General features: G+C 71.3%; 2 protein-coding genes. Both read right to left on the reverse strand.

All coding sequences use genetic code 11. From position 1 onward, the window contains the following. Positions 1-27: 27 nt before the first annotated feature. On the reverse strand, positions 28-396 hold the full coding sequence (locus ABD481_RS11665) for a hypothetical protein (protein WP_344665604.1): 369 nt from the start codon (positions 394-396) through the stop codon (positions 28-30). Continuing rightward, a complete protein-coding gene (locus tag ABD481_RS11670; RefSeq protein WP_344665605.1) occupies positions 393-21,845 on the reverse strand; it encodes a hypothetical protein in 21,453 nt (7,150 codons plus the stop codon). The genes ABD481_RS11665 and ABD481_RS11670 overlap by 4 nt, the downstream gene beginning before the upstream one ends. Position 21,846 lies beyond the last annotated feature (1 nt).

The raw sequence follows: 21,846 nt of genomic DNA on the forward strand, positions 1-21,846 counted from the left end.
TAGGCCGGGTGGTCCGGACGTTCGGGCTCACTCTCCCATCAAGTCGGCCAGAGCCCGGTCCAGGTCGGCATCCTGCGGAGTGGGGCACGCCCAGCGCGCGGACTCCATCGCCGCCAGGAAGTCCGGTTCGGGGGCGAGGCCGTACTCCTCGATGTAGTAGGTGAGGGCGTCGTTCCAGATCCACTCGCCGTCGGTGCGGAAGCTCATCGGGACGACCTCGCCGCGCGCCGGGTCGACGATGTCCGGTTCCGAGGCGGTGGTCATCAGCAGCGGCGCTCCGGCGTTGAGGTAGGCCAGCACCGGGCCGCGCTCGGTCGGGGTGAGGCGCGGGTGGTCCGGCTTGTAGTACGGCACGCCGTCGGTGGCGCCGTCGAAGACCTTCGCGAGGCGGGTCATGGCTGTGCTCCTGTTCCTGCTGTCGCCAGCGGCGTGCCGGCGGGCTGTGCGGTGAGTGTGTGAGTCTCTGCCAGGGCTTGAAGGACCAGGTCCGGCGACAGATGGCCGGGGAGGCTTCCGAACAAGGCCGAGTGCGGATGCTGCCCGGACAAGATGGCCTGCTGGGCCAGCGACCTGAAGGATTCCGGGCTTGAGCTGAGCGCCAATTGTTCCAGGTCCGCGCGGTCCTGCGGGCTCAGCGAGGCGAACGCCTGGCGAACCGTCTCGTCGAGCGGTGGCGGAACACTGTGGACAGTGTTGTTTGCCGCAGGGCTCACCACGGGTGCGGGAGTCGGCGGGAGCACGGGCACCGGTGTCTGGTTCGGATCCACGGTCTTTGCGGACACGGGCGCCGGTGGGGGTGTCGTCGTCGGGGCAGGCTTCGCCACGGATGCCGGCGGCGGCCCGGGTATCACCGCTGGTGCTGGTGCTGGTGCTGGTGTCGGCGGAGGCGGGGGCAGGGGCACGGGCGGCGGCGCGGGCGCAGGCGCTGGAGGCGGCGGGGCCTCGCCGCGCGCCGCCCGCAACGCCGACTCCGGCACTCCCAGGTCCCGGGCTCCGGCCTCGTCGACGTGAACCAGCGCGTCCACCGTCGTCCGCTTCACCGTGCCCGTGTGCTGGAGCGCGACCGTGAGGTCCAGTGGTACGTGCACCGCGTAGATCGCGCCCGGGTTGCGGTCCCAGCGCGGCCGCGTCTCCGTGGACTGCGTCCGGGTGGTCTTGTCGCGCTCCTCCAGGCTGTGCGCGATGCCGACGCGTCCCTCGATGGTCCATCCCGTCGGCGTTATCCCCCGGACCGTCAGCTGCCCCTTGTTGTCCTCCTTCCGCGCGTCCGTGTGTTCCGTGACGTTCGCGACCTCGCGGTGGCTGAACGACTCCCGCTCGCCGCCGGCCTTGAGGTAGGCCACGCTCTTTGGCGTGCCGAGTCGTCCCTCGATCTGGACGTGGGGCCGCACCATCAGCGTCGATCCGCCGCGGTCGATGCCCTGGAAGCGGGTCCCGCCGGGCTTGAGCACCTCGTGCAGCGCGCCGGCGAACGAGCCCTTGGTCAGGACCGCCGCGTCGGCCGGTGCGTGCCGCTCCTGGCCGCCGCCGAACTCGTCGAACAGCACCCTGAGTTTGTCGAGGCCGTGCCAGTCCAGCGTCACGGCGTCCGCGGCCAGGGTCCGCGGGGACGAAGACGTGCTGCCCGGGGTGCCAGTGCCGGTGCCAGTTCCGGTGCCGGTGCCGGTGCCGGTCGTGCCGCCGCCGGGTGCGCTGCTCTGTCCCAGGTGCCCGTCCAAGGAAACGGTCCGGGGCTCGAACACCCGCACCTCGCCGACGTAGCTCCCCTCCACGGACGTCCGCATCCACTCCGGCGGCCGGGTCCCGAGGTGCAGATTCCAGAACGGGTGCGAGAGCTGCGTGATCGTGTACTGATACTCCACGTCCTGGCGGTACTCGTCCGCGGACTCGCCGGAGAACCGCGTCCCCTCGCTCTCCACGTGCCGTAGGGCGCGGATCTGCACGTCGCCCTTCGACACGGAGTTCCCGTGCGTCCCGCTCACCGCCGCCACCACCGCGTCGACGCCCGCGGTCACCTCGCCGGCGGTGGTCCGCGCCCCGCCGCGGCGGTCGTTCGACGTGTTCGAGTCCGCGTTGAACATCTTCGCGCCGCGAGTGGCGTTCCGGTCGTGGAGCACCGGCTGCCCCAGCGCCCGGGCCCGCACCCGCAGCTCGTACCGGCCGCTGTCGGTGACGATCGGGTGGGTCAGGCCGCCGTCGCTCAGCTTGCGGATCTGCGAGGCCAGCGTCGGGGTCTGCAACAACTCGCGCACCTGCGCGGCGAGGTCCTGGTCGGCGAACGCGGCCGTGGCCTTCGCGGCCGCCTCCAGCCCGAGGCCGCCGTCGGCCCGCGCGCCGATCGGTCCGAAGAACATCCCGGCCCGCAGGGCCGGCGACGGATGGCCGTCGCCCGGCCGCGTGAAGCCCTGGAAGACCGTTTCCGCGCTGTCGAGCGGGAAGTCGAAATGCCGCTCCCGGCCGTGCAGCTCGCTCAACGGAACCAGGACCAGTGTCTCGGCGACCGTCTCGATCAGCCGGTGGGTGCCGCCGGAGGTGTGCGAGCCGCCGGTCCCCGGCCGTCCGTGGCGGTCCTCCTTGACGCCGATCCGGTGCCGCACCCGGGTCCGCACCAACGCCATCTGCACCGTCTTCGCGGTGACCACCCGGGTGCTGGTCTCCTGGCGCCCCGAGCTCGAACCGCGCGACTCGTCCTGGCCGTGGCTGACCGCGACGTTGCCGACCGCCTCGGCCACGTTCCCGCCGCCGGCGGCCGAGCCGTTTATTCCGGACCGGGTCTCCCGGTCGTGGTCGACCGCGCTGCCGGACTCCCCGTGGCCCTCGACGTTGACCCCGATCCGCCGCAGGACCTGCGGCCGGCCGACCGGTGTCACGTCCCAGTGCACGCTCGGGCCCACCCGGACGCCGCCGCCGGTCAGCAGCGGCAGCTGGGCCAGGAACCGGCCGGTCCCGAACTCCGCGGCCAGCTCCGGATAGCGCTTCGCCACCTCCGCGCGCACCTGCTGCATCCCGCCGCCGGTGACCGCCATGTGCACCTGGGTCCGGACCAGTGGCGAGGGCTCGCGGGCCGGCAGGTCCCGGACCGGTGGCAGGGCGTTGAACCCGGAGGCCGCCTTGACCAGGTCCGACGACACCCACAGGAACAGCCCGCTGTCGACGTGGCTCTCGACCCGGCGGTCGCCGCCCTCCAGCCTCCAGTGCATCCGGCCCTTGATCTGGAACAGCTCGCTGCCGCTGTTGCTGCGGGTGTACTGCCGGACGCCGCCGGACTCCGTCGACCGCGCCGCGGAGATGCCGCGTCCGGCGAACGTCACCTTGAACAGTCCGTTGTTCTTCCCGACGGTGAGCGTGCCGTTCCCGGCCCGGTCGTACTGCTTGGTGCTGCGCAGCCGCGAGGTCTGCGACGCCTGGTGGACCGTGATCGGCGTCAGCTTCTTGTCCAATCCCAGCGAGACCGCGTTGTCCGGGTCCAGATCCCGCAGGTAGAGCCGCAGCGAGGCGTCCCGGCCGCTGATCCGCAGCGGGATCGTCACCCCCTCGCCGGCCAGCGCGTCGGCCCGCTGTCTGAGTTCGGTGCCGGCCGTCGCGGCCACGATCCGCCGCCAGTTCTCGTGCGCGTCGTCGGCCCCGTGCAGGAAGGCGCCGGTCGGATCGGTGAGGAACAGCGCCGCCAGATTCTCCTGGGCCTGCTCCGGCAGGTGCCCGGCGAGCTGGGAGACCACGTCCTGATACAGCCGGTCCAGGTGCGCGACCTCCTTCACCTGGCCCAGCGGCAGCCCGTCCGCGGTGACCAGCCACCGGTCCAGCTTGCCCGCGTCCGGCGCCGCGTCCGGCCGCTTCGGCGCGTCCGGTCCGGCCACCAGCCGGTCGCGGTCGGCGGTGCGCAGCCGCAGCCAGGCCGGGGCGGCGTCGACGGTGATCGTCCCCTCCGGGCGGCCGGCGACGGCCACGTGCAGCTCGATCCTCGACGCCAGCCGGTAGGAGGCGCTGTCGTCCTCGGCCCGCACGGTCCGGATCATGGTGTGCGCGGACTCCAGGGTCGAGGTCTCGATCCGGGTGCTGGTGCCGGTGTACCCCACCGAGATGCCGCCGTCGGCGTTCTTCGCCCCGACCGTGATGCTGCCGGGCACCCCGCCGCCCCGGCCGGTGTTGATGCCCTGCCGCACGGTGTGCCGGGTCACCGCGTCCATCTTCAGGCCGGCGCGGACGCTGCTCACCTGCGTCAGGGTCGTGGCGTCGGCGTGCGCGCCGAGGCCGACGACGACTGTTCTGCCCTTGTCGTCCGTGGCCTCGATCGACGTCGTCAGCCCGGCCCGGCGGAACGGATCGGCGCTGTGCAGCGCGGCGATGTTGTGCGGCGAGGCCACTTCGCGGAAGTAGGCGTCGACATCGGCCCGGGCCTGCTCGGAGAGCGTCAGGCCCCGGCCGTGCACCAGCAGCAGGAAGTCCCGCTTCAGCGGGTCGCCGTAGCCGGTCCGCTCGCCGAGCAGCATGTCGATCGTGGGATCGTCGAGCGCCCTGGTGACCGGCCGGGCCGTGCCGTCGTAGCCGGTGGCGGCCATCAGGTGGTCCTGGATCCGCAGTTCGACGGTGTGCGGCGGATCGCCGGCGGCCGGCGAGTCCTGCCGCCAGGACCCGGTGGCCAGGTCGACGGCCTCCAGATGGATCTCGGCCGTGACGGTGTAGCGGTGCGAGCCGTCGGACGGGTCGAAGAAGATGTCGCCGCCGTAGGACTCCGACGACGTCACCTCCCGGTTGCGGATCCGGGCGCCGCCCAGGTTGACGGCGGCGCTGCCCGGTCCGTAGCCGGCCTTGATCCCGCCGTCGACGGTGAGGGTGCGGCTGGACCCGTGGGCACCGCCGTCGACGCCGGGGTCGAGCCCGGGCACGGACCACGCGGCGTCGGCGCCGGAGCGGAACATCCGGCTCTCGTTCTTGGCCTTGCCGCCGGAGCCCGCGACCTGTGCCGGGCCGGACTTGAGCAGGGCCTTGAGATGCACGTCGTAGAACGCGCCGTCCCGGCCGACCCGCAGGGTCAGCCCGCCGCCGACCATCGGACCGAACCCCTCGCGCAGCTCGGCCGCCAGCCCGATCTCGAACCGCAGCGGCCCGCGGCCCGGGATCATGGCCCGCAGCCGCGCCTCGACGCGCTCGTGGCCGTCGAAGCCGGCGGCCGTGAACAGGCCTGGGAGCGCGGCGGCGAGGCTGCGGGCGTGCACCAGGTCGGCCGGCGGCACCGCGTGGCCGATCGGCGGCCGCGGCACCGCCCGGTTGTGCAGCCGGTCCCGGATCGGCCGGGCCAGGAAGTCCGGGTTCCGGTACCGGATGTCCTTGTCGGCGGCGGCGTGCAGCAAGCGCCCCAGCAGGTCCGACGGTGCGCCGGTCTCGTTCGGGAGATCGGGCAGGCGGGCGCCGAGGGCGCGGTAGAAGGACTCCGGGTCGTCGTGGCCGCGCCGGTCGTAGGACGTGTGGGCGAGTTTGGCCACCTCCAGCGCGCGCCGCATCTCAGCCATCGTGGCGGCGTCCGGATTCTCCGGCGCGTGCTTGCCGGACACCCGGTGATAAAGCAGCGCGGCGTCGCGCTCGATGCTGTGCCGGTCCGCCCAGGGCGGGGACAGCTCGTAGCGGGCCCGCACCCAGGGCGCGCGGAAGAACCCGTTCGGGTCGCGCCGGTTCCGCCCCTGGCTCAGGCTGCGGGTCAGCGCGGCGTCCAGCGCGCTCAGGCTGTTGCCCTCGCGCAGATGCGGGACCGCCGCGGCGAGCCGCTCGATGCCGGTGCCGACGTCCTGGTCCGGGCCGAGCAGCTGATGGACCAGGTCGGCGAAGTCCGAGACCTTCGGCTCCCGGACCGGATCGCGGCCGAGCTCAGGGAACTTGGCGAGGTTGACGGCAGCCAGGATCCTGAGATCCCCGGCGGTGACTCGGCCGCCGAGCTCCAGGGATAGCGCTCGGGCTTCCGCGGCCGTCACGGACCTGCGCGGCTGCGGAGGCGGCGCGGCCGTGCGGCGCGGGAGGTCGATCGGCGCCGGATGGGACGGCGGGAGCGGCCGGCCGTCCCGGGCCGCCAGGTGCCGCTCCAACGCCGAGCCGGACAGCGGCGTGCGCCGGTGGGCGGCCTGGAACGACCCGATGTCGGTGCTGAACCGCCGGATCCAGTCGACCTCGGTCTCGGCCTCGGCGCGCTGGTGGCCCAGCTGGCGCCCCAGGTGTTCGAGGTCCTGGTGCCGGATCGGCCGCTCCAGCGAGGCGGAATGCGCCGGAAGCACCTGACGGTAGGTCTCGACCGTCTTCCACAGTGCCTTGAGCTCGGTGAGATGGGCCCCGGTCGCGAAGACCTCGGGCTTGAAGCCGACGTCCTCGGCGACGGTGAGGACGTCGATGAGCGTGCGGATCTCCCGCGGCGTGGGCGGCCGGTCCGCGACGACCGGCGGCCGGAGCCGATCGACGAGCTCCTTCGCGGACTCGTCCACCGTCCGGCCGTCCAGGGGCGAGGACTGGATCAGCTCACTGATCTGCCGGTCCCCGGTCTTGCGGTACTCCACGTGGGTCTGCCAGACGTGCGCGGTGACCGGGCCGCGCGACCGCAGCGCGACGAACTCCGCGCTGAGCCTGGCCAGGACCTCCGGGGTGGGGACGGTGTTCGCGTCGAAGCGGCGCTCGATCATGGCCGTGACGTGGTCCGGCAGGACGTTCGCGTCGGCATGGCCGGTCGCGGCGCGGTCGGCGCGCGCGAGCAGGAGCAGGTGGTGCGCTTGGCGCGTGGTGAGGGAGTCCACGGGATAGGCAGTGCTGAAGAAGTGATGGTGGATGGCCGACAGGTCCGCGACGGTGGCTTCGTCCAGGCGCAGGCCCGCTTTTCTGACGTGGACGTCGAACGCCTTCGCCGGCAGGGGGTCGGGCGGGATCACGGTGGTGGGGGTGGTGACGCGGGGGGCGGTGGTGGTGGGGGTGGCAGAGCGGGTGGGAGTGGCGGTGGCGGCGCGAGGGGTTCCGTGGACGTTGCCGAGGCGGACCGCCTCGACCGGTGGCACGTTCAGGTGCGCGATCAGGACCGGCTGCGGATCCTTTCCGCCGCTGTCCGTGCGATGCCTGGACTCGGCCAGGATGCGCAGCGCCTGGTCCACCTCGGTTCCCGGCGGGGCGAACCGCTGCATCCACTCGACCGTCTCCGGTGTCAGGACTTTGTCGAGGGTGCTGTGGGCGCTCTTGCGGAACCGTATCTGGCTCTCGGTGTCCTCGCCCGCCTGGCCCATGGTGTCCCGCCAGGCTTCGACGATCCTTCTCACTCCCGGACGGGCGTCCTGCGGCGCGTCGTCGATCAGCTTGTCGCCGAAACGCCCAGCGATGGCGTGGCTCAGCACGGTGAGCGCGGGTCCGCGACCCAGGTAGCGGTAGGTGAGGTCGAGCAGCGGCGGGTCGTGGTGCACACTGCCGTCCGCGTTCACGACGGCCGGCGTGAAAATGCGGAAGGCGCCGTCCACCTCGCCGGTCGTGCCCGGCCGGATCGTGCCGTCGGGGTGGTACCTGCTGGAGCTGGCGTAGGCCGGGCCGCGCAGGTTCCACACCATCGTGTTCGGGGCCTTGACCTCCACCCCGAGTGCGTCGGCGAGCTGCTGGGCGAAGCCGTCATCCGTCTCGCCGGTGTTGCAGGCGAGCAGCCGGATCGGTCTCTTGTCGTCCGCCCACTCCGGGGTGTGGCGCAGCAGGTTGGCCAGGTCGCGGGCCGACAGCAGGCCGACGCCTCCGTTGACCGCGTCGGGGTCGCCGTGCACGGTGACGCTGAAATAGCCGGGATCCGGAAGGGTTCCCAGCACGCTCCGGCGCTCTCTGTTCTCCAAGCTCGGCTCGCGGATCCACATGCCGCTGCCGTCTTGGTGCATCACCACGTACTTCTTCTGGAAGAACTGTGCTTCCTCGTGGTGGGTGAAGGCGCTCCGGTTGTTCTTCCCGACCTCGGTATCGTCCTTGTCGATGCGGAGCAGTTCGTCGGACAGGTGGCGGTGGAACCGTGAACCCTGCACGGCCTCGCGGACGTCGCTCGACGCGATGTTCGCGATGTCGGTGTGGAGCCGCTTGAGCAGTGAGTGCTGTCGTTCCGCGGTGGTGGCCCGGCCGGCGCGGGAGATCAGATCCCGATAGCGGTCCCGCGGCAGCTTCTTGACGAGCGGGCCGAGTTCGTCGAGCAGGAGCAGGGATTCGTCGGCGGTCGTCCGCCGCTCCTGGAACGGATTCTGCGGGACGGCCCGTGACCAGTCGGTGTTCCGGCTCTCGGCACCATGGTCCGGCAGCCGGAACCCTGGGCGGGACGGCCTCAGGGAGTCCGGGTTCTTCTCGGTGCTGATCTCCGGTTGCGGGTCCTGTCCGCCATTGTGAGCGTGGTCCCGGGATGTGGCGAGGACCTCCAACGCTGACCGTACTTCGTTTCCGTGCGGGGTGAGGGTGCGCAGCCACTCGACGGCTTCGGGGGTCAGGGTTTTGTCGAGGGCTTCGTGGGCGGTTTCGGTGGTCTGGTGGGTGGTGCGGCGCCATTCGTCGATGGCTTTGGCGTGCTCGGTGTTTTTCTGGATTGCCTTGTCGCCGAAGGGTCCTTCGAAGGCGTGGCTCAGCACGGTCAGCGCGGGTTCGCGGCCCAGGAAGGGGTATGCGTGGTCGAGCTGGACGGGGGCCCGGTAGGTCGTGCCGTCCGGCCACCGCAGGGCCGGGGCGAAGTAGCGGAAGGCGCCGTCCACCTTGGTGGTCGTGCCCGGTCGGAGCGTGCCGTCGGGGTGGTACGCGATGCTGCTGGCGTAGACCTTGCCGTTCGGGTTGGCCCAGCTGAGCGTGTTGGGGGCCGTGACCGCGACGCCGAGGTCGTCGGCCAGCTGCTGGGCGAAGCCGTCGTCCTTCGCGCCGGTGTTGCAGGCGATCAGCCGGACCGGGATGTTGTTGTTCGCCCACTCCGGGGTCTGGCGCAGCAGGTTGGCCAGGTCGCCGGCCGTCAGATGCGTGGTGCCGACGGTCACCAGGTCCGGGGAACCGTGCATGACGACCGTGAAGTAGCCGGGTTGCGGCACAGTCGCCAGAGAGATGTGGCTGAGGTTCTGGTCCTGGCCGGCCACGGGATCGAAGATCGAGATCCCGGTGTCGTCCGGGTGCTTGGTCAGGTACCGGCTCCGGAAGTTGGCCGCTTCCGCCCAGTGGGTGAAGGCGTTCAGCCCGAGATCCGTGATGTCGGGGTCCGGTCCGAACCCGAGCAGCTCCTCGGTGAGCTGCCGGTGGAACAGCGAGCCTTGCACCGCGTATCGGACCCGGGGCGGTTCGATGGCCGCGATGTTGGTGTACAGCTGCTTGAGCAGGCCGTGGCGCCTACCGGCGTCGGCCGCCCCGGTGGCCGCGGCGGCTTGGGAGATCAGGTCCCGGAACGACTCCGGCGACAGGTCCTCGACGGCGGGGCCGAGATCGTCGAAGAGGCGCAGCGATCGCAGCGCCAGATGGTGCTCGTACGACGGCAGCGGCGGTTCGTCCGCGGGCAGCGCCAAGCTCCAGCCCTTGGCCCGGAACGCTGGGAAGCCGGTGCCGAAGCCGTCGCGCTCGACCGAGGCGTCGGCCCTGCCGTCCGCGTTGGTCCTGGCGTCCGCGTTGGTCCTGGCGTCCGCGTTGGACGTGACCCACGGGGGCTGTTCGTCCTCGATGCCGATGCGGGCCAGACCCCGGGACTCGGTCAGGACCTGCAGGGCGTCGCGCACCTCCGACCCGGGCGTGGCGATCCCGTTCATCCACTCGATCGTGGACGGTGTCAGGATCTTGTCGAGCGCGTCGCGAGCGATCTCGGAGACCTCGAACGCCTTCTCGCTCGTTCCGTCGGTCTGGCGCATCAGGCGCCGCCAGTCCTCGACGGACTTGCGGACGCCGGGACGGTTCTCGATCAGGGCGCTGTCGATCAGCCGGTCGCCGAAGGAGCTGGCGACGGCGTGGCCGAGTACGGTCAGCACCGGCGTACGGCCCAGGTAGGGGTAGTCGAGGTCGAGCTTCGGCGGGTGCGGGACCTGCGTGCCGTCCGGCTGCCAGGTGCTCGGGGTGAAGACGCGGAAGGCGCCGTCCACCTTCGTGATCAGCTTCTCCGTCCCGTCGTCCAGGACGACCTTCGTGCTGGCGACGGCGTCCTGGCGGTGGCCGGTCCACACTGTCGTGTTCGGGGCCTTGACCGGCACGCCGAGGTTGTCGGCGAGCTGTTGGGCGAAGCCGTGGTCCAGGGCGCCGGAGTCGCAGACCAGCAGGCGGATCGGGAGCCGGTCGGTCTGCCACTCGGGAGTGTGGCGCAGCAGGTTGGCCAGGTCGCGGGCGGCCAGTCTCGTGTCGCCGACCTCCATCAGCGTCGCGGTGCCGTGCCCCACGACCGTGAAGTGGCCCGCTTCCGGCGCGACCAGCAGGGAGACCCGGACGTACGCCAGGTCCTCGTCCGAGCCGCGGTCGTGGGTGGTCAGGTCGGCGTCCAGGTCCACATTGTGGATCAACATGCCGCGACCGTCGGCGCGCACCATCACGTGCTTCGTCTTGAACCACTGCGCCTCCACATGGTGGGTGAAGGCGCTCACGTTGTTCGTCAGGACGTCGGCGTCGTCCGGTCCGATGCCGAGCAGTTCGGCGGACAGGCGGCGGTGGAACAGCGTTCCTTGGAGCGCTGCTCGGTCCTGCTCCGGCTCGATGCCCGCGATGACGCTGTGCACCTGCTTGAGCAGGGCGTGGCGCTCGTCGGCGTCCGCGGCCTCGGCCGCGCGGAAGATCAGACTACGGATGGAGTCCGTCGACGGTTCGTCCAGGAAGTGTCGGCCGGGGACCTCGAAATGGGACCAGAGCTGGTCTGCGACCGTCCTCCACTGCTGACGCCGATCCTCCTCGGAGGTGTCCTGCCGGGTGACCAACCGGGTGTCCGGCCGGGTACCCGACCGCGTGTCCGATTCGGTGGGCAGCTCCAGTGACGGCTGCGGGTCCTTGCCGCCGCTGTCGGCGCGGTGCCTGGACTCGGCCAGGAGGTGCAGCGCCTGCCGCACTTCCGAACCGGGTGCGGCGACCCATCGCATCCATTCGAGCGTTTCCCCGGTGAGGACGTGGTCCAGGGTGTCGCGGGCGCTCTCGAACAGCCGCAACCGTTCCTCGCTGCCTTCGCCGGTCCGGCTCATGGCGTCCCGCCAGGCGGTGACGACCGCTCGCACTTCCGGCTTGGCCCGGTCCGGCGCGCTCTCGACGAGCTCGTCGCCGAAGGGTCCGGCGATGGCCCGGCTCAGGACGGTCAGTGCGGGCCGTCGGCCCAGGTAGGGGTAGGTGAGGTCGAGCTGCGGCGGAGTTCGGTGCTCGGTGCCGTCCGCGTCCACGGCGCGCGGTCGGAAAACGCGGAACAACCCGTCCGTGACGTCGCTGGTGCCCGGCCGGACCACGCCGTCGATGGCGTACTGGACGGTGCTGGCGTACACGGCCCGGTCGGCCGCGATCCACGCCGTCGTGTTCGGAGCGGTGACCTCCACGCCGAGTTCGTCGGCGAGTTGCTGGGCGAAGCCTTCGTCCTTCTGGCCGGTGTTGCAGGCGAGCAGCCGGATCGGACGCTTGTCGTCCGCCCATTCCGGAGTGTGGCGCAGCAGGTTGGCCAGGTCGCGGGCGGACAGGCGAACGGTGCCGAAGCCCACACTGTCGGGGTGGCCGTGGACGGCGATCGAGAAGTGACCGGGGTCCGGCAGATACGTCAGGTTGTGCTCGCGGAATCGCTCCGAGGACTCCAGGTCTGCGATCCAGAGGCCCGCGAGGTCTCCGCGGACCAGCATGTGACGTTCCTGGAACCGGTGCGCCTCCTCGGCGCTGGTGAAGGCGGCCAGCTCGGTTCCGCCGCGCTCGGTTTCGCCGTGCTCGAAGTCGCCGCCATGGCGGAGCAACTCCTTGGACAGGAGCTGGTGGAACCGTGAACCCTGCACGGCGTCCCGGACCCGTCCCGGTTCGAGGCTCGCGATGTCGGAGTGCAGCCTACTGAGCAACGTGTGGCGCCGTTGGGCGGTGAGAGCCCACCTGGCGCGGGAGATCAGCCGCTGGTAGTCCGCCCGGGGCAGGTCCAGCTCGGGCGAGTCGAGGTCGCCGAGCAGGCGCCGGAACTCCCTGGCGGTGTCGAGCCATTCCAGACGCGTGACGAGCGACTCGGCCCGCGGCAGGACGAACGGCTGGGAGACCGTGTCGGAGCCGGAGTCCACGGGCTCGTGGGCGTACGTTACCTGCTCCGACGACAGCGACGGCTGCGGGTCCTTGCCGCCGCTGTCGGCGCGGCGCCTGGACTCGGCCAGGACACGCAGGGCCTGGCCCGCTTCCGAATCGGGGGCGGCGACCGTCCGCATCCAGGCGACCGTTTCCGGTGTCAGGGCTCTGTCGAGGGTGTCGCGAGCGGCCTCGAAGGCGCTCAGCTTCTCCTCGCTGTACTCGCCGGCCCGGCTCATGAGATCCCGCCAGGCGGCGACGACCACGCGTACTTCCGGCTTGGCCCGGTCCGGCGCCCCGGCGACCAGGTCGTCGCCGAAGGCGCCGGCGATGGCCCGGCTTAGTACGGTCAGGGCGGGCCGCCGACCCAGGAAGGGGTAGGTGAGGTCGAGCTGCGGCGGGACGCGGTGCTCGGTGCCGTCCGCGTCGACGGTGCGGGGTCTGAAGACGCGGAACGCGCCGTCCGTGACGTCGCTGGTGCCCGGCCGGACCACGCCGTTGATGGCGTATCTGATAGTGGTGGCGAACGCGGGGCGGCCGACCGACGCCCAGGCTCTCGTGTTCGGGGCCTTGACCTCCACGCCGAGTTCGTCGGCGAGCTGCTGGGCGAAGCCGTCGTCCTTCTGACCGGTGTTGCAGGAGATCAGCCGGATCGGTCTCTTGTTGGCCGCCCACGACGGGATGTGGCGGATCAGGTTCGCGAAGTCGCGGGCGGTCATCCGCACGGAGCCGAATCCCACCGAGTCCGGAGTGCCGTGGATCGCGATGCTGAAATAGCCCGGTTGAGGAAGAACGCCCAGATGGGCGGGGCGGTTCGCGATCGGTTCCGACTCCAGGTCGGCGATCCACGCGCCGGTGCGGTCCTCCCGCAGCAGCATGTGCTGGCGCAGGAACCGGTGCGCCTCCTCGGCGCTGGTGAAGGCGCCCAGGTCGGTTCCGCCGAGGTCGGACTCGCCTCCGAGGCGGAGCAGCTCCTTGGTCAGGTGCTGGTGGAACCGTGACCCCTGCACAGCGTTCCGGACCCGGTCCGATTCGAGGCTGGCGATGTCGGAGCGCAGCCGTTCGAGCAGGGTGCGGCGCCGGCCGGCGGAGAGGGCCCAGCCGGCGTCGGAGATCAGCTTCCGGTAGGCGCGCCGCGGGATGGCCAGGCTGGGAGCGTCGAGGTCGGCGAGCAGGCGCCGGGATTCCTTCGAGGCGCTGAGCCATTCCCGGCGCGCGCTGAAGGGCATGGCGAGCGGCTCGGCGAGTGGCTCGGCGCGTGTCTCGGAATGCGGCTCGGCATGCGGCTCGGCATGCGGTTGGTTGAGCGGCCGGGGCTCGTCGTCGTGGCGCCCGATCACGGTGTGGGTCGGAGTTGTCGTTCCGGCCATGACGTCCGGATGGTCCGGCCGGGAGCCGCGAATCAGGTCATTGACAGTGATCCGCCCGCTGTGCGGACTCGCTTGATGGGCGCGGTCGGAGAGGTCCCGCAGCCAGTCGTGCATGGTGCGGCCGGTACCGAGGCCGGGGTGGTCGGCCGTCAGCCGGCCGCGGAACAGGCTGAGGTCGTCGAGCGTCAACGGTTGTTCGGAGGTGCTGTGGCCCGGTTGTCTGCGGTAGAGCCCCACCACCTTCCAGAGCCCGCGTCGCTGGTCGGGGGTCAGTTCGCCGCGCTGATCGCCGGTCAGCTCCTGCTCCAGGGCCATGGTGTCCACCGCGCGGTACCAGCGGTCGGCCCGCGCCTTGGTGCCGAGTCTGCTGCCGGCCGGCCTGGGGCTCAGCCGGTCGGCGAGGTCGTCGGGGGCCATGCCCTTCGAGAGATGGCTGACGTATTCGGCGTACTGGGCATGGCGCGCGGAGGTGTCCGCGGTGATACCGCGCAGGTGGCGGGTCTCGGCCGCCCGCGCTCCGGCCGCCCGTGCCCGGGCTTCGAGGCGTGGGTTCCGCGCTCGGGCCTCGGCCGCTCGGGCTGCGATCCCGGGGGGCTGCGGGTCCCCCACGCCGAGGAGGGCGAACTCCCGGGAGGCGGACAGGGCGTCCAGCGCGTGGGTCACTTCCGTCCCGGGCTCGACGATCCCGATCATCCAGGCGATCGTCTCCGTTGTCAGCACCTTGTCGAGGTTGTCGCGGGCGGTCTCGGCGAGCCGGAACGTCGTCTCGCTCCTGCCGTCGGGCCGGCCGGTCAGCTCTCGCCATTCCGCGACGGCGGCGCGCAGCGCGGTGCGGTCCTTGACGCCGCGCCTCGAAGCCTGCCGGAGCAGTTCGTCGCCGAGCGGTCCGGCGACGGCTCGGCCCAGGACGGTCAGCGCCGGTCCGCGGCCCAGGTACGGGTACTCGGTGTCGAGCCGGACCGGACGCCGGAGCAGCGTGCCGTCCGGGGTCCGGCCGGCCGGGCTGAAGATGCGGAAGGCGCCGGTCGCGGCCAGGGGCAGTCGGACCGTCCCGTCGGGGCCGACGACCACCGCGCTGGCGTAGGCCGGGCCGTTCGGGGATGCCCACGCCGCCGTGTTCGGGGCCTTCACCTCCACGCCGAGATCGTCGGCGAGCTGCTGGGCGAAGCCCTCGTCCTTCTCGCCGGTCTCGCAGGAGATCAGCCGGATCGGGCGCCGGAAGCCGGCGTCCGCCCACTCCGGGGTGTGGCGCAGCAGATTGGCGAGGTCGCGGGCGGCCAGGTGCCGGTCCCCGAAGAACACCCGGTCCGGATCGCCGTGCACGAAGACGGTGAAGTAGTCGCCGTCCGGCGCGGAGTGGATGCCGGAATCGCGGATCCCGGCGTCCTTCGCCGACTCGGGGTCCCGGATGCGCATGCCGGTGTTGTCCGGGCGCAGCCGTACATAGGACTTCCGGAACTCGGCTGCTTCTTCGGGATGGTGGAAGGCGGCCCGGTCGTTCCGGATGACGTCGGGGTCCCCCGGTCTGAGGCCGAGCAGCTGCTCGGACAGATCGCGGTGGAACCGCGAGCCCTGCACAGCGAGCCGCAGCCGGTCCGGTTCGAGGTTCGCGATGGTGGTGTGCAGCTGCTTGAGCAGCGCGTAGCGGCTGTCCTCGTCGGCGGCCCGGCCGGCGCGCAGGACCACCTCCTGGACGAGGTCCGGCGCCAGGTGGCCGACCAGCGGCCCGAGGTCCTCGAACAGGCGCAGGGATTCCTGGGCCTCCCGCTTCCATCCGCTCAGGGTCTCGGGCGTCGGCGGGCCGAAATCCAGGTCGCCTTCGGGGCGGTTCGAAATGTGGACCGTGCGGGTCCTGCGGATCCTGCGGACGCTGCGCACTGTGCTGGTTGTGCTGGTTGTACTGGTCGTGCTGGTCGTGCTGGTCGAACGTGTCGTCCCGCCCGGCCGGTGCCCGCCGGCCGAGGGGCTCCCGCCTTGCCGCCGGCGGGCGCGCAGCAGGTCCGCGACACTGATCCGTTCGGTTCCCGGGCGCGCCGCGTCGGCGTGTTCTGCGAGGTCGCGGAGCCAGGTGCGCAGTGTCCTCCCCGCTCCGAGGCTGGGGTCCTGGGCGGCCAGAAAGCTCCGGAAGTCACTGAGGTCGTTGATGGTCACAGGACGATCGGGGGCACCGGTGCCGTAGTGCCGATGGAACAGGTCCACCAGCTTCCAGACTCCACGCTTCTGGGAGTTGGTGAGGGAACCGCCGAGTTCCGCTATCAAGGAAAAGGTGTCCGCCCGGACCACGACACTCAGCGGCTGGGCGTCCCGCCCTCCGCGATCTGTGCGTTCCCTCGAAGCAGTCAGAGCGTGCAGTGCCTGGCTCACTTCCGACCCGGGGTCGGCGACCGCGAGCATCCGCTCGATCGTCTTGGGCGTCAGTGCTTTGTCGAGGGCGTCGCGGACGGTCTCGGAGAACCGGAATGCCGTCATGGTCCGGTCGCCCGTGAGGCTCATCAGGAGCCGTAGGCCTTCGACGGCCTTGCGGAGTTCCGGGCGGTACTCCGTGTCCATCGCGATCAGCCGGTCGCCAAAAGGTCCGGCGATGGCTCGGCCCAGTACGGTCAGGGCGGGCTTGCGGCCCAGGTAGGGGTAGGCGGTGTCGAGCCGGACCGCGGGGTGTGCTGCGGGGTGTGCCGTGCCGTTCGGGTGCGCCGAGCGTGGGCTGAACGTGCGCATGACGCCGTCCACCGCCGGGATCGGCTTGACCGATCCGTTCGGGAGGACGATCTTCTCGCTGACGTAGACCTCGCCGTCGGGGCTGAGCCACGCCGTCGTGCTCGGGGCCGTGACCTCGACGCCGAGGTCGTCGGCGAGCTGCTGGGCGAAGCCGTCGTCCTTGGCGCCGGTATGGCAGGAGACCAGCTGGACCGGGCGCGGGCGGTTCGCCCACTCCGGGGTGTGGCGCAGCAGGTTGGCGAGGTCGGGGGCGGACAGGTGCCGGTCGCCGACGAACACCCGGTGCGGGGCACCGTGCAGGGTGATGGTGAACCGGTCAGGGTTCGGCCGGAGCGTTCCCGCGACGGAGAGGGTGCGCATGTCCTTCTCGGAGCCCAGATCGCGGATCCACACTCCGCTGTCGTCCGGACTCACATCCATGTAGTCCTCCCGGAACAGCTTCGCCTCCAGGTAATGGCGGAAGGCGGCCCTGTCGTTCTGGGCGACGAAGGAGTCCTGGGGGTCGAGTCTGAGCAGTTCCTGGGTCAGGTGACGGTGGAACCGCGAGCCTTGCACGGCCTCCCGCTCCGCTATGACTTCCAGGCGGGCGACGGCGTAGTGCAGCAGCTTGAGCCGGATGTGGCGTTCGTCGGCATCGGCGGCCTGGCCGACCCGGGTGAGCGGGTCCCTCAGGTCGGCGGGTGGAAGATGATCCACCAGCGGGGCGATGTCCTGGAACAAGCGCTCGGAGTACCGCGCTTCTTGCTGCCAGTGCTTCAGGGTCTCGGGTGTGGGCGGGGCGAAGGACCGGTCCTGGTCGAGGAAGCCGAGCGCGCTGCCGACCGACCGCGGCGTGCGGTACGAACCGCCCCGGTCGTCCGGCCGGGCGCCGCGGACCAGGTTCGCGACGGTGATCCGGCCGGGCCTCCGGCTCGCCTCGCCCGCCCGCTCCGCCATGGTCCGAAGCCAGGCTCGCGGGCTCTCGCCGATGCCGAGGTCGGCGTGTTCGCCGGTCAGCCGGACCCGGAATCCGGCCAGGTCGTCGAGCGTCAGAGGCCGGTCGGAGAGGTCGGCGCCGGGCGTTTTGCGGTACAGGCCCACGATTTTCCAGAGGCCGCGCCGCTGTTCGTCGGTCAGGTCGTCGCCGAGCTCCCGTTCCAGGGACATGGTGTCGACCGCGCGGTACCAGCGCTCGGCGAGACGCTGACCACTGAGCGATCTCTTCGCCGGTGCCGGGCTCACCTCGGCAGCGAATCTGTCCGGGTTCGGATATTTCAGAACGCTCTCGGCGTACCTCGCGTATTCGACGTGGCGCTGATAAGCGTCCGCGCCGGTGCGGCCGCTGCGAGGGAACGCATGGGCATCGGCGAGCAGGGTTTCGAGCTGCGAGTCCTTGTCGAAGTCGCCATCCTGGCCGAAGCGTCGTCGCACCACGTCGCGCAGGGCCTTGGCCGTCCACAGCGGGTCCTGGTGGCCGTCGGGCGCGAACGCGTGCAGCAGGTCCGTGATCTTCGCGGCCTCCCGCGCCTGTCGCGGGTCCAGCATGAGGGTGCTGCCGGTCAACAGGTTGTGGACGCGGGAGATGTCCTGGCCGCGTTCCCGGTCGACGGCGGGGATTCCGGCCTTCCTGAGCTGACCGGCGATGGTCCCGTCGGGCGGCGGCGGTTCGTCGTTCCCGACCGCGGAGTGGATCCTGGCGGTCGGGAACAGCCCGCTGTCGTGCAGATAGTCCTTGACCGGCAGCGGGATCGACCGGTTCCGGAGCTTGTCGGCCACGACGAACCGTCCGGACACCACGATGTCCGGCTCCGGGTGGCGATCAGTCGGCCAGGTCTCGTGCATGGTGTGCAGGACGGCGTGCCAGATCCGTTCGCGGTCCCCGGGTGCGGCCTTGGCGATGATGTCGGCGGCGGCGGGCAGGTACAGAACGCCCTCGCGGTTGACGGCTTCACGGTGCAGGACCGCCACCGCGGCCCGGACCGCGTCCCGCGCCGGCAGGTCTTCGGGGCGGTGGTTCGAGAGCCAGCTCTTGGCGGATCCGGCGACGAGGTGGTCGTCGGTGATCGCCCGGAACCACCTGCGGTCTGCCTTTTCCTTGAACTGCCCTGCCAGCCGGTCGTAGGACCACGAGGTGGGACCGGTGCGGTTGACGACCTCGACGCGCGGGCTGTGGTGATAGAGCTGGGCGGTGGCGAACAAGGGCAGGGATTCATGGAGCCGCGAGGGCTCGCCCCTGACCTCGTTCTCGGCCAGCAGCCGGCGCACGGGGACGGTGTAGCGGGTCCGCAGATCCTCGCGGTATTCGCGCACGATCGGGTTGCGCGGCGGCGCGATGAAGGCCGAGTTGTTGACGGTCCGGCCGTTCATGGTGGAGATGGCGAAGTGCTGGTGCTCGGTGTCGTGCGAGAGCGCGGCCATGAGGGCCGTCAGCTCCGCGGACGCGCGGTTGTCGCCGTCGGTGTAGGCGCCCCCGAACCGGTGCAGGATGTCCATCCGCAGCAGGTCGCTGGCTCCCGCGTACCCGCTGCCGGTGGTGCGCGCCCGTTCGGTGGCGATCTGGTGGTGCAGGTCGGCCCGGTCGGTGCCGGCGAAGACCTCGTCGACGCCGGCCAGCCGGATCCGGTGCTGCCCGGCCCAGTCCAGCATCTCCTTGACCCGCGCCTGGCGCGGGGTGAGCACGGCGTCCGGGGGCAGGCTTCCGAGCTGGTCGATCTCGTGCCGCGGCACGTCGGTCCACAGCACGCCGGTGAGCCCGGTGGTCCGGACGTTCTCCGCCATGACTTCCATGAACTCGCGGCGCGGACCCTGGTCGTCGTACAGCGGGCCGCCCAGCCAGATGCTGTGCAGCAGCGGGGGGATGGGGATCGGCGGGCCGGGCGGTTCCTCGTAACCGGTGAACAGGTCGGGGAGGTCGTGCGGAGGCCCGCCGGGGCGGGCCAGGTCGATGGCGTCGAAGAACCCTGCCATATGGTCCGGCGGGAGGTCGTCGAGCCGCAGGCTCCTGAGGAACTCCGGCTTGTCCGGGACGCGGCGGACGTTCATCACGTCCGAACCGGCGACGTCCTCGAAGCCGTCGGCGTCCGGCGTCTCGGCGCCGGGCGCGTGCCCGGACTGCCGCATCAGGGCCGCGACGTCCGACGAGGGCTCGTGCGGCCGGGTCGGCCTGGCGCTGGTGGGCATGCCGCCGACGCGGTGCCGGGTGGCCGGATCGAGGTTCTCCGGCGAGCGGCGCGGCCCCGGCCGGTTCCGGGCGCCGCCGGCCAGGCGGTGCAGGGCGTCGGCCGGTGTGCCGTCGGCGGGCCGGTGGAAGGCGCCGTGCCCGCCGCGGGGGGAGACCTGGGTCGGGCGCGCCGGCCGCACGGCGTCGGCGGGCAGCGGGCGCCGGCTCCGGCTGAGGAGTCGGGCCGCCAGCTTGGGTTCCGGGCGCAGCGCGCGGTAGTGGTTGCCGCCTTCCTCGTTGGCGACGCGGTGGATGTACACGCTTGTGGCGCTGTCGCCGTTGAGGTGGAACGCGGGTTTGTCCGCGCTGACCACCACGACGTCCAGACCCAGGGTGTGCGCGACCGCCGCGAGCATCTCGCCGGCGAGCGGCGTCTCGGCCAGGGTGCGATCGCGGATCGCGTAGTCGAGCAGGTCGCGATGCAGCGGGAGGCCGGTGCCCTCCTCGACCCTGGCGTGGGCATAGGCGACAAGCTGCGCCATACCCTGGTCGCCAGTGGCCTCGTAATGGTTCTTCAGGGCGAACAGGACCTTCTTGGGATCCTGTTCCAGCCGCGCGGTCAGCTCCGCGATCGGATCCTCACGGCTGCCGCGCGGGGACGGCGTGGCCAGGTCCAGGGCGTCGAGATGCCGCTCCGGCAGTCTCGTCCGCGGACCGAGCTTGCCGAGGAGGTCGCGGGCACCGTCCGTCCCGAGCTCGCCGAGCAGGACCGGGGTTCCGCTGCGGGTGTCGGTATTACGTTCGGCCACTTTGTCGGCGAGGATGCCGCGGTACTTGACCAGATCGGCGGGCCGGGACAGGTCCAGGTTCTCCGCATGGATGATCTTCTTCGGCACTCCTTGGCCCAACGCGGAGTCGGCGAGCGCGGAGATGGTGCAGTCGCCCTCGCCGAGGACGTCGCGGGAGACGAACTTCTGGCCGCCCGGGCCCAGGGAGACCTTGGCGACCGGCGGTCGGCCGCCGACGATCGGCTCGCCGACGGCCTGCCGGGGGTCGTAGACCTGGCCGAGGTGTTCCTCGGTGCCGTCGGGGTGGATGATGCGGAAACCGGTGCCGCCTTCGGAGGTGGAGACCCGGAGCGAGCCGTGGGGACCGTTCTCGACCCGGCCGTCCGGGACGACGATCGACACCCCTTTCTCCTTGGCCAGGGCGCGGTAGGCGTCGAGCTCGGCCGCCGGGGTGTGTTCGAGGACGACGAACCTCGGCTTCGGGGCGTCCTGCGGATGTCCCTCCAGGAATTCGTCGATCACTGGGCGCAGGCGCTGGGACGGCGCCGGCCTGTCCTTGGCGTACGCAACCTCCGGGTCGCCGAAGTAGACGTGTCCGGTACCGTCCCCGGATCCCGGTTGCCGGCGGACGTTGAAGGAGAAGGCGTTGGTACCGGTCTTGTCCGCCGTGTAGGCCTCATTGGGCCTGATCCACAGGTCGCCGTTGTGGAAGGTCTCCGCCATGTGGAAGGCGTTGAACGGCTTGATCTTCACGCCGCCGGTGCGGCCCAGGCCGCCGAACAGCAAACCCGCCCCGGCGCCCTCCAACAGCATCATGCCGTCGATCGGCTCGCCGTTGATGCCGGCCATGATGAGCGAGGTGACGGTGTTGTTCACCGCCTGGCTGCCCATATGGGCCCACTTCGGCGGGGCCCACAGGAGCCGGGAGGCGTCCTGGACGCCGACTTCGGTGCTCTTGAAGAACTTCGGAGCGCCCTTCATCATCGCGCCGGTGAGCAGGCCGTCCATCGCGCCCGCGATCACGCCGCTCTCGATCGTGTTCAGCGACAGGCCGCCGTCGAGGGTCGAGCGGTCGTGCTTGATCAGGATCTGGTAGCCCTGGACCGCGAGGTCGCCGCCCTCCATCATCGCGGTGTTGGTGGCGACCTTCTCGACCATCACGCGCATGAGCTGGGGCACGGTGGCGCGCAGCGCGGCTATTGCCTCCTCGGCCACCGCCAGCGAGGCGCCGAGGGTCTCCGGGGCGGCGGCGATGGCCTCGAAGATCATCGGGATCAGGACCGCCGTGTTGATGAGGATGGTGCCCTTGCCGTACTCGACCTGCAGAGCGGTCTCCCGGAGCTGCTCGCCCATCAGCAGCGCGCTCTCGCGCATGCTCGGCAGGCCGGTGTCGACGACGTCGAGCATGCTGCCGGTGTACTGGGTCATCGCCGGACCGGAGCTGGACAGGTTCGCCGCCCGGACGCTCTCGGCGATGTCGTCGCTCAGGACGGCGATCCGCTGGTGCATGCGGTGGACGCCCTCGCCGAACGCGGCGAGCTTGTCCTCGTCGGACAGCGGGAACTCGCCCAGGCCGAAGACCCTGAAGATCTGGGCGAAGAACGGCGGGAGCTGGAGGCCCATC

This window comes from Catenulispora yoronensis (assembly GCF_039531695.1).
In the GTDB taxonomy this organism is placed as follows: Bacteria; Actinomycetota; Actinomycetes; order Streptomycetales; family Catenulisporaceae; genus Catenulispora; species Catenulispora yoronensis.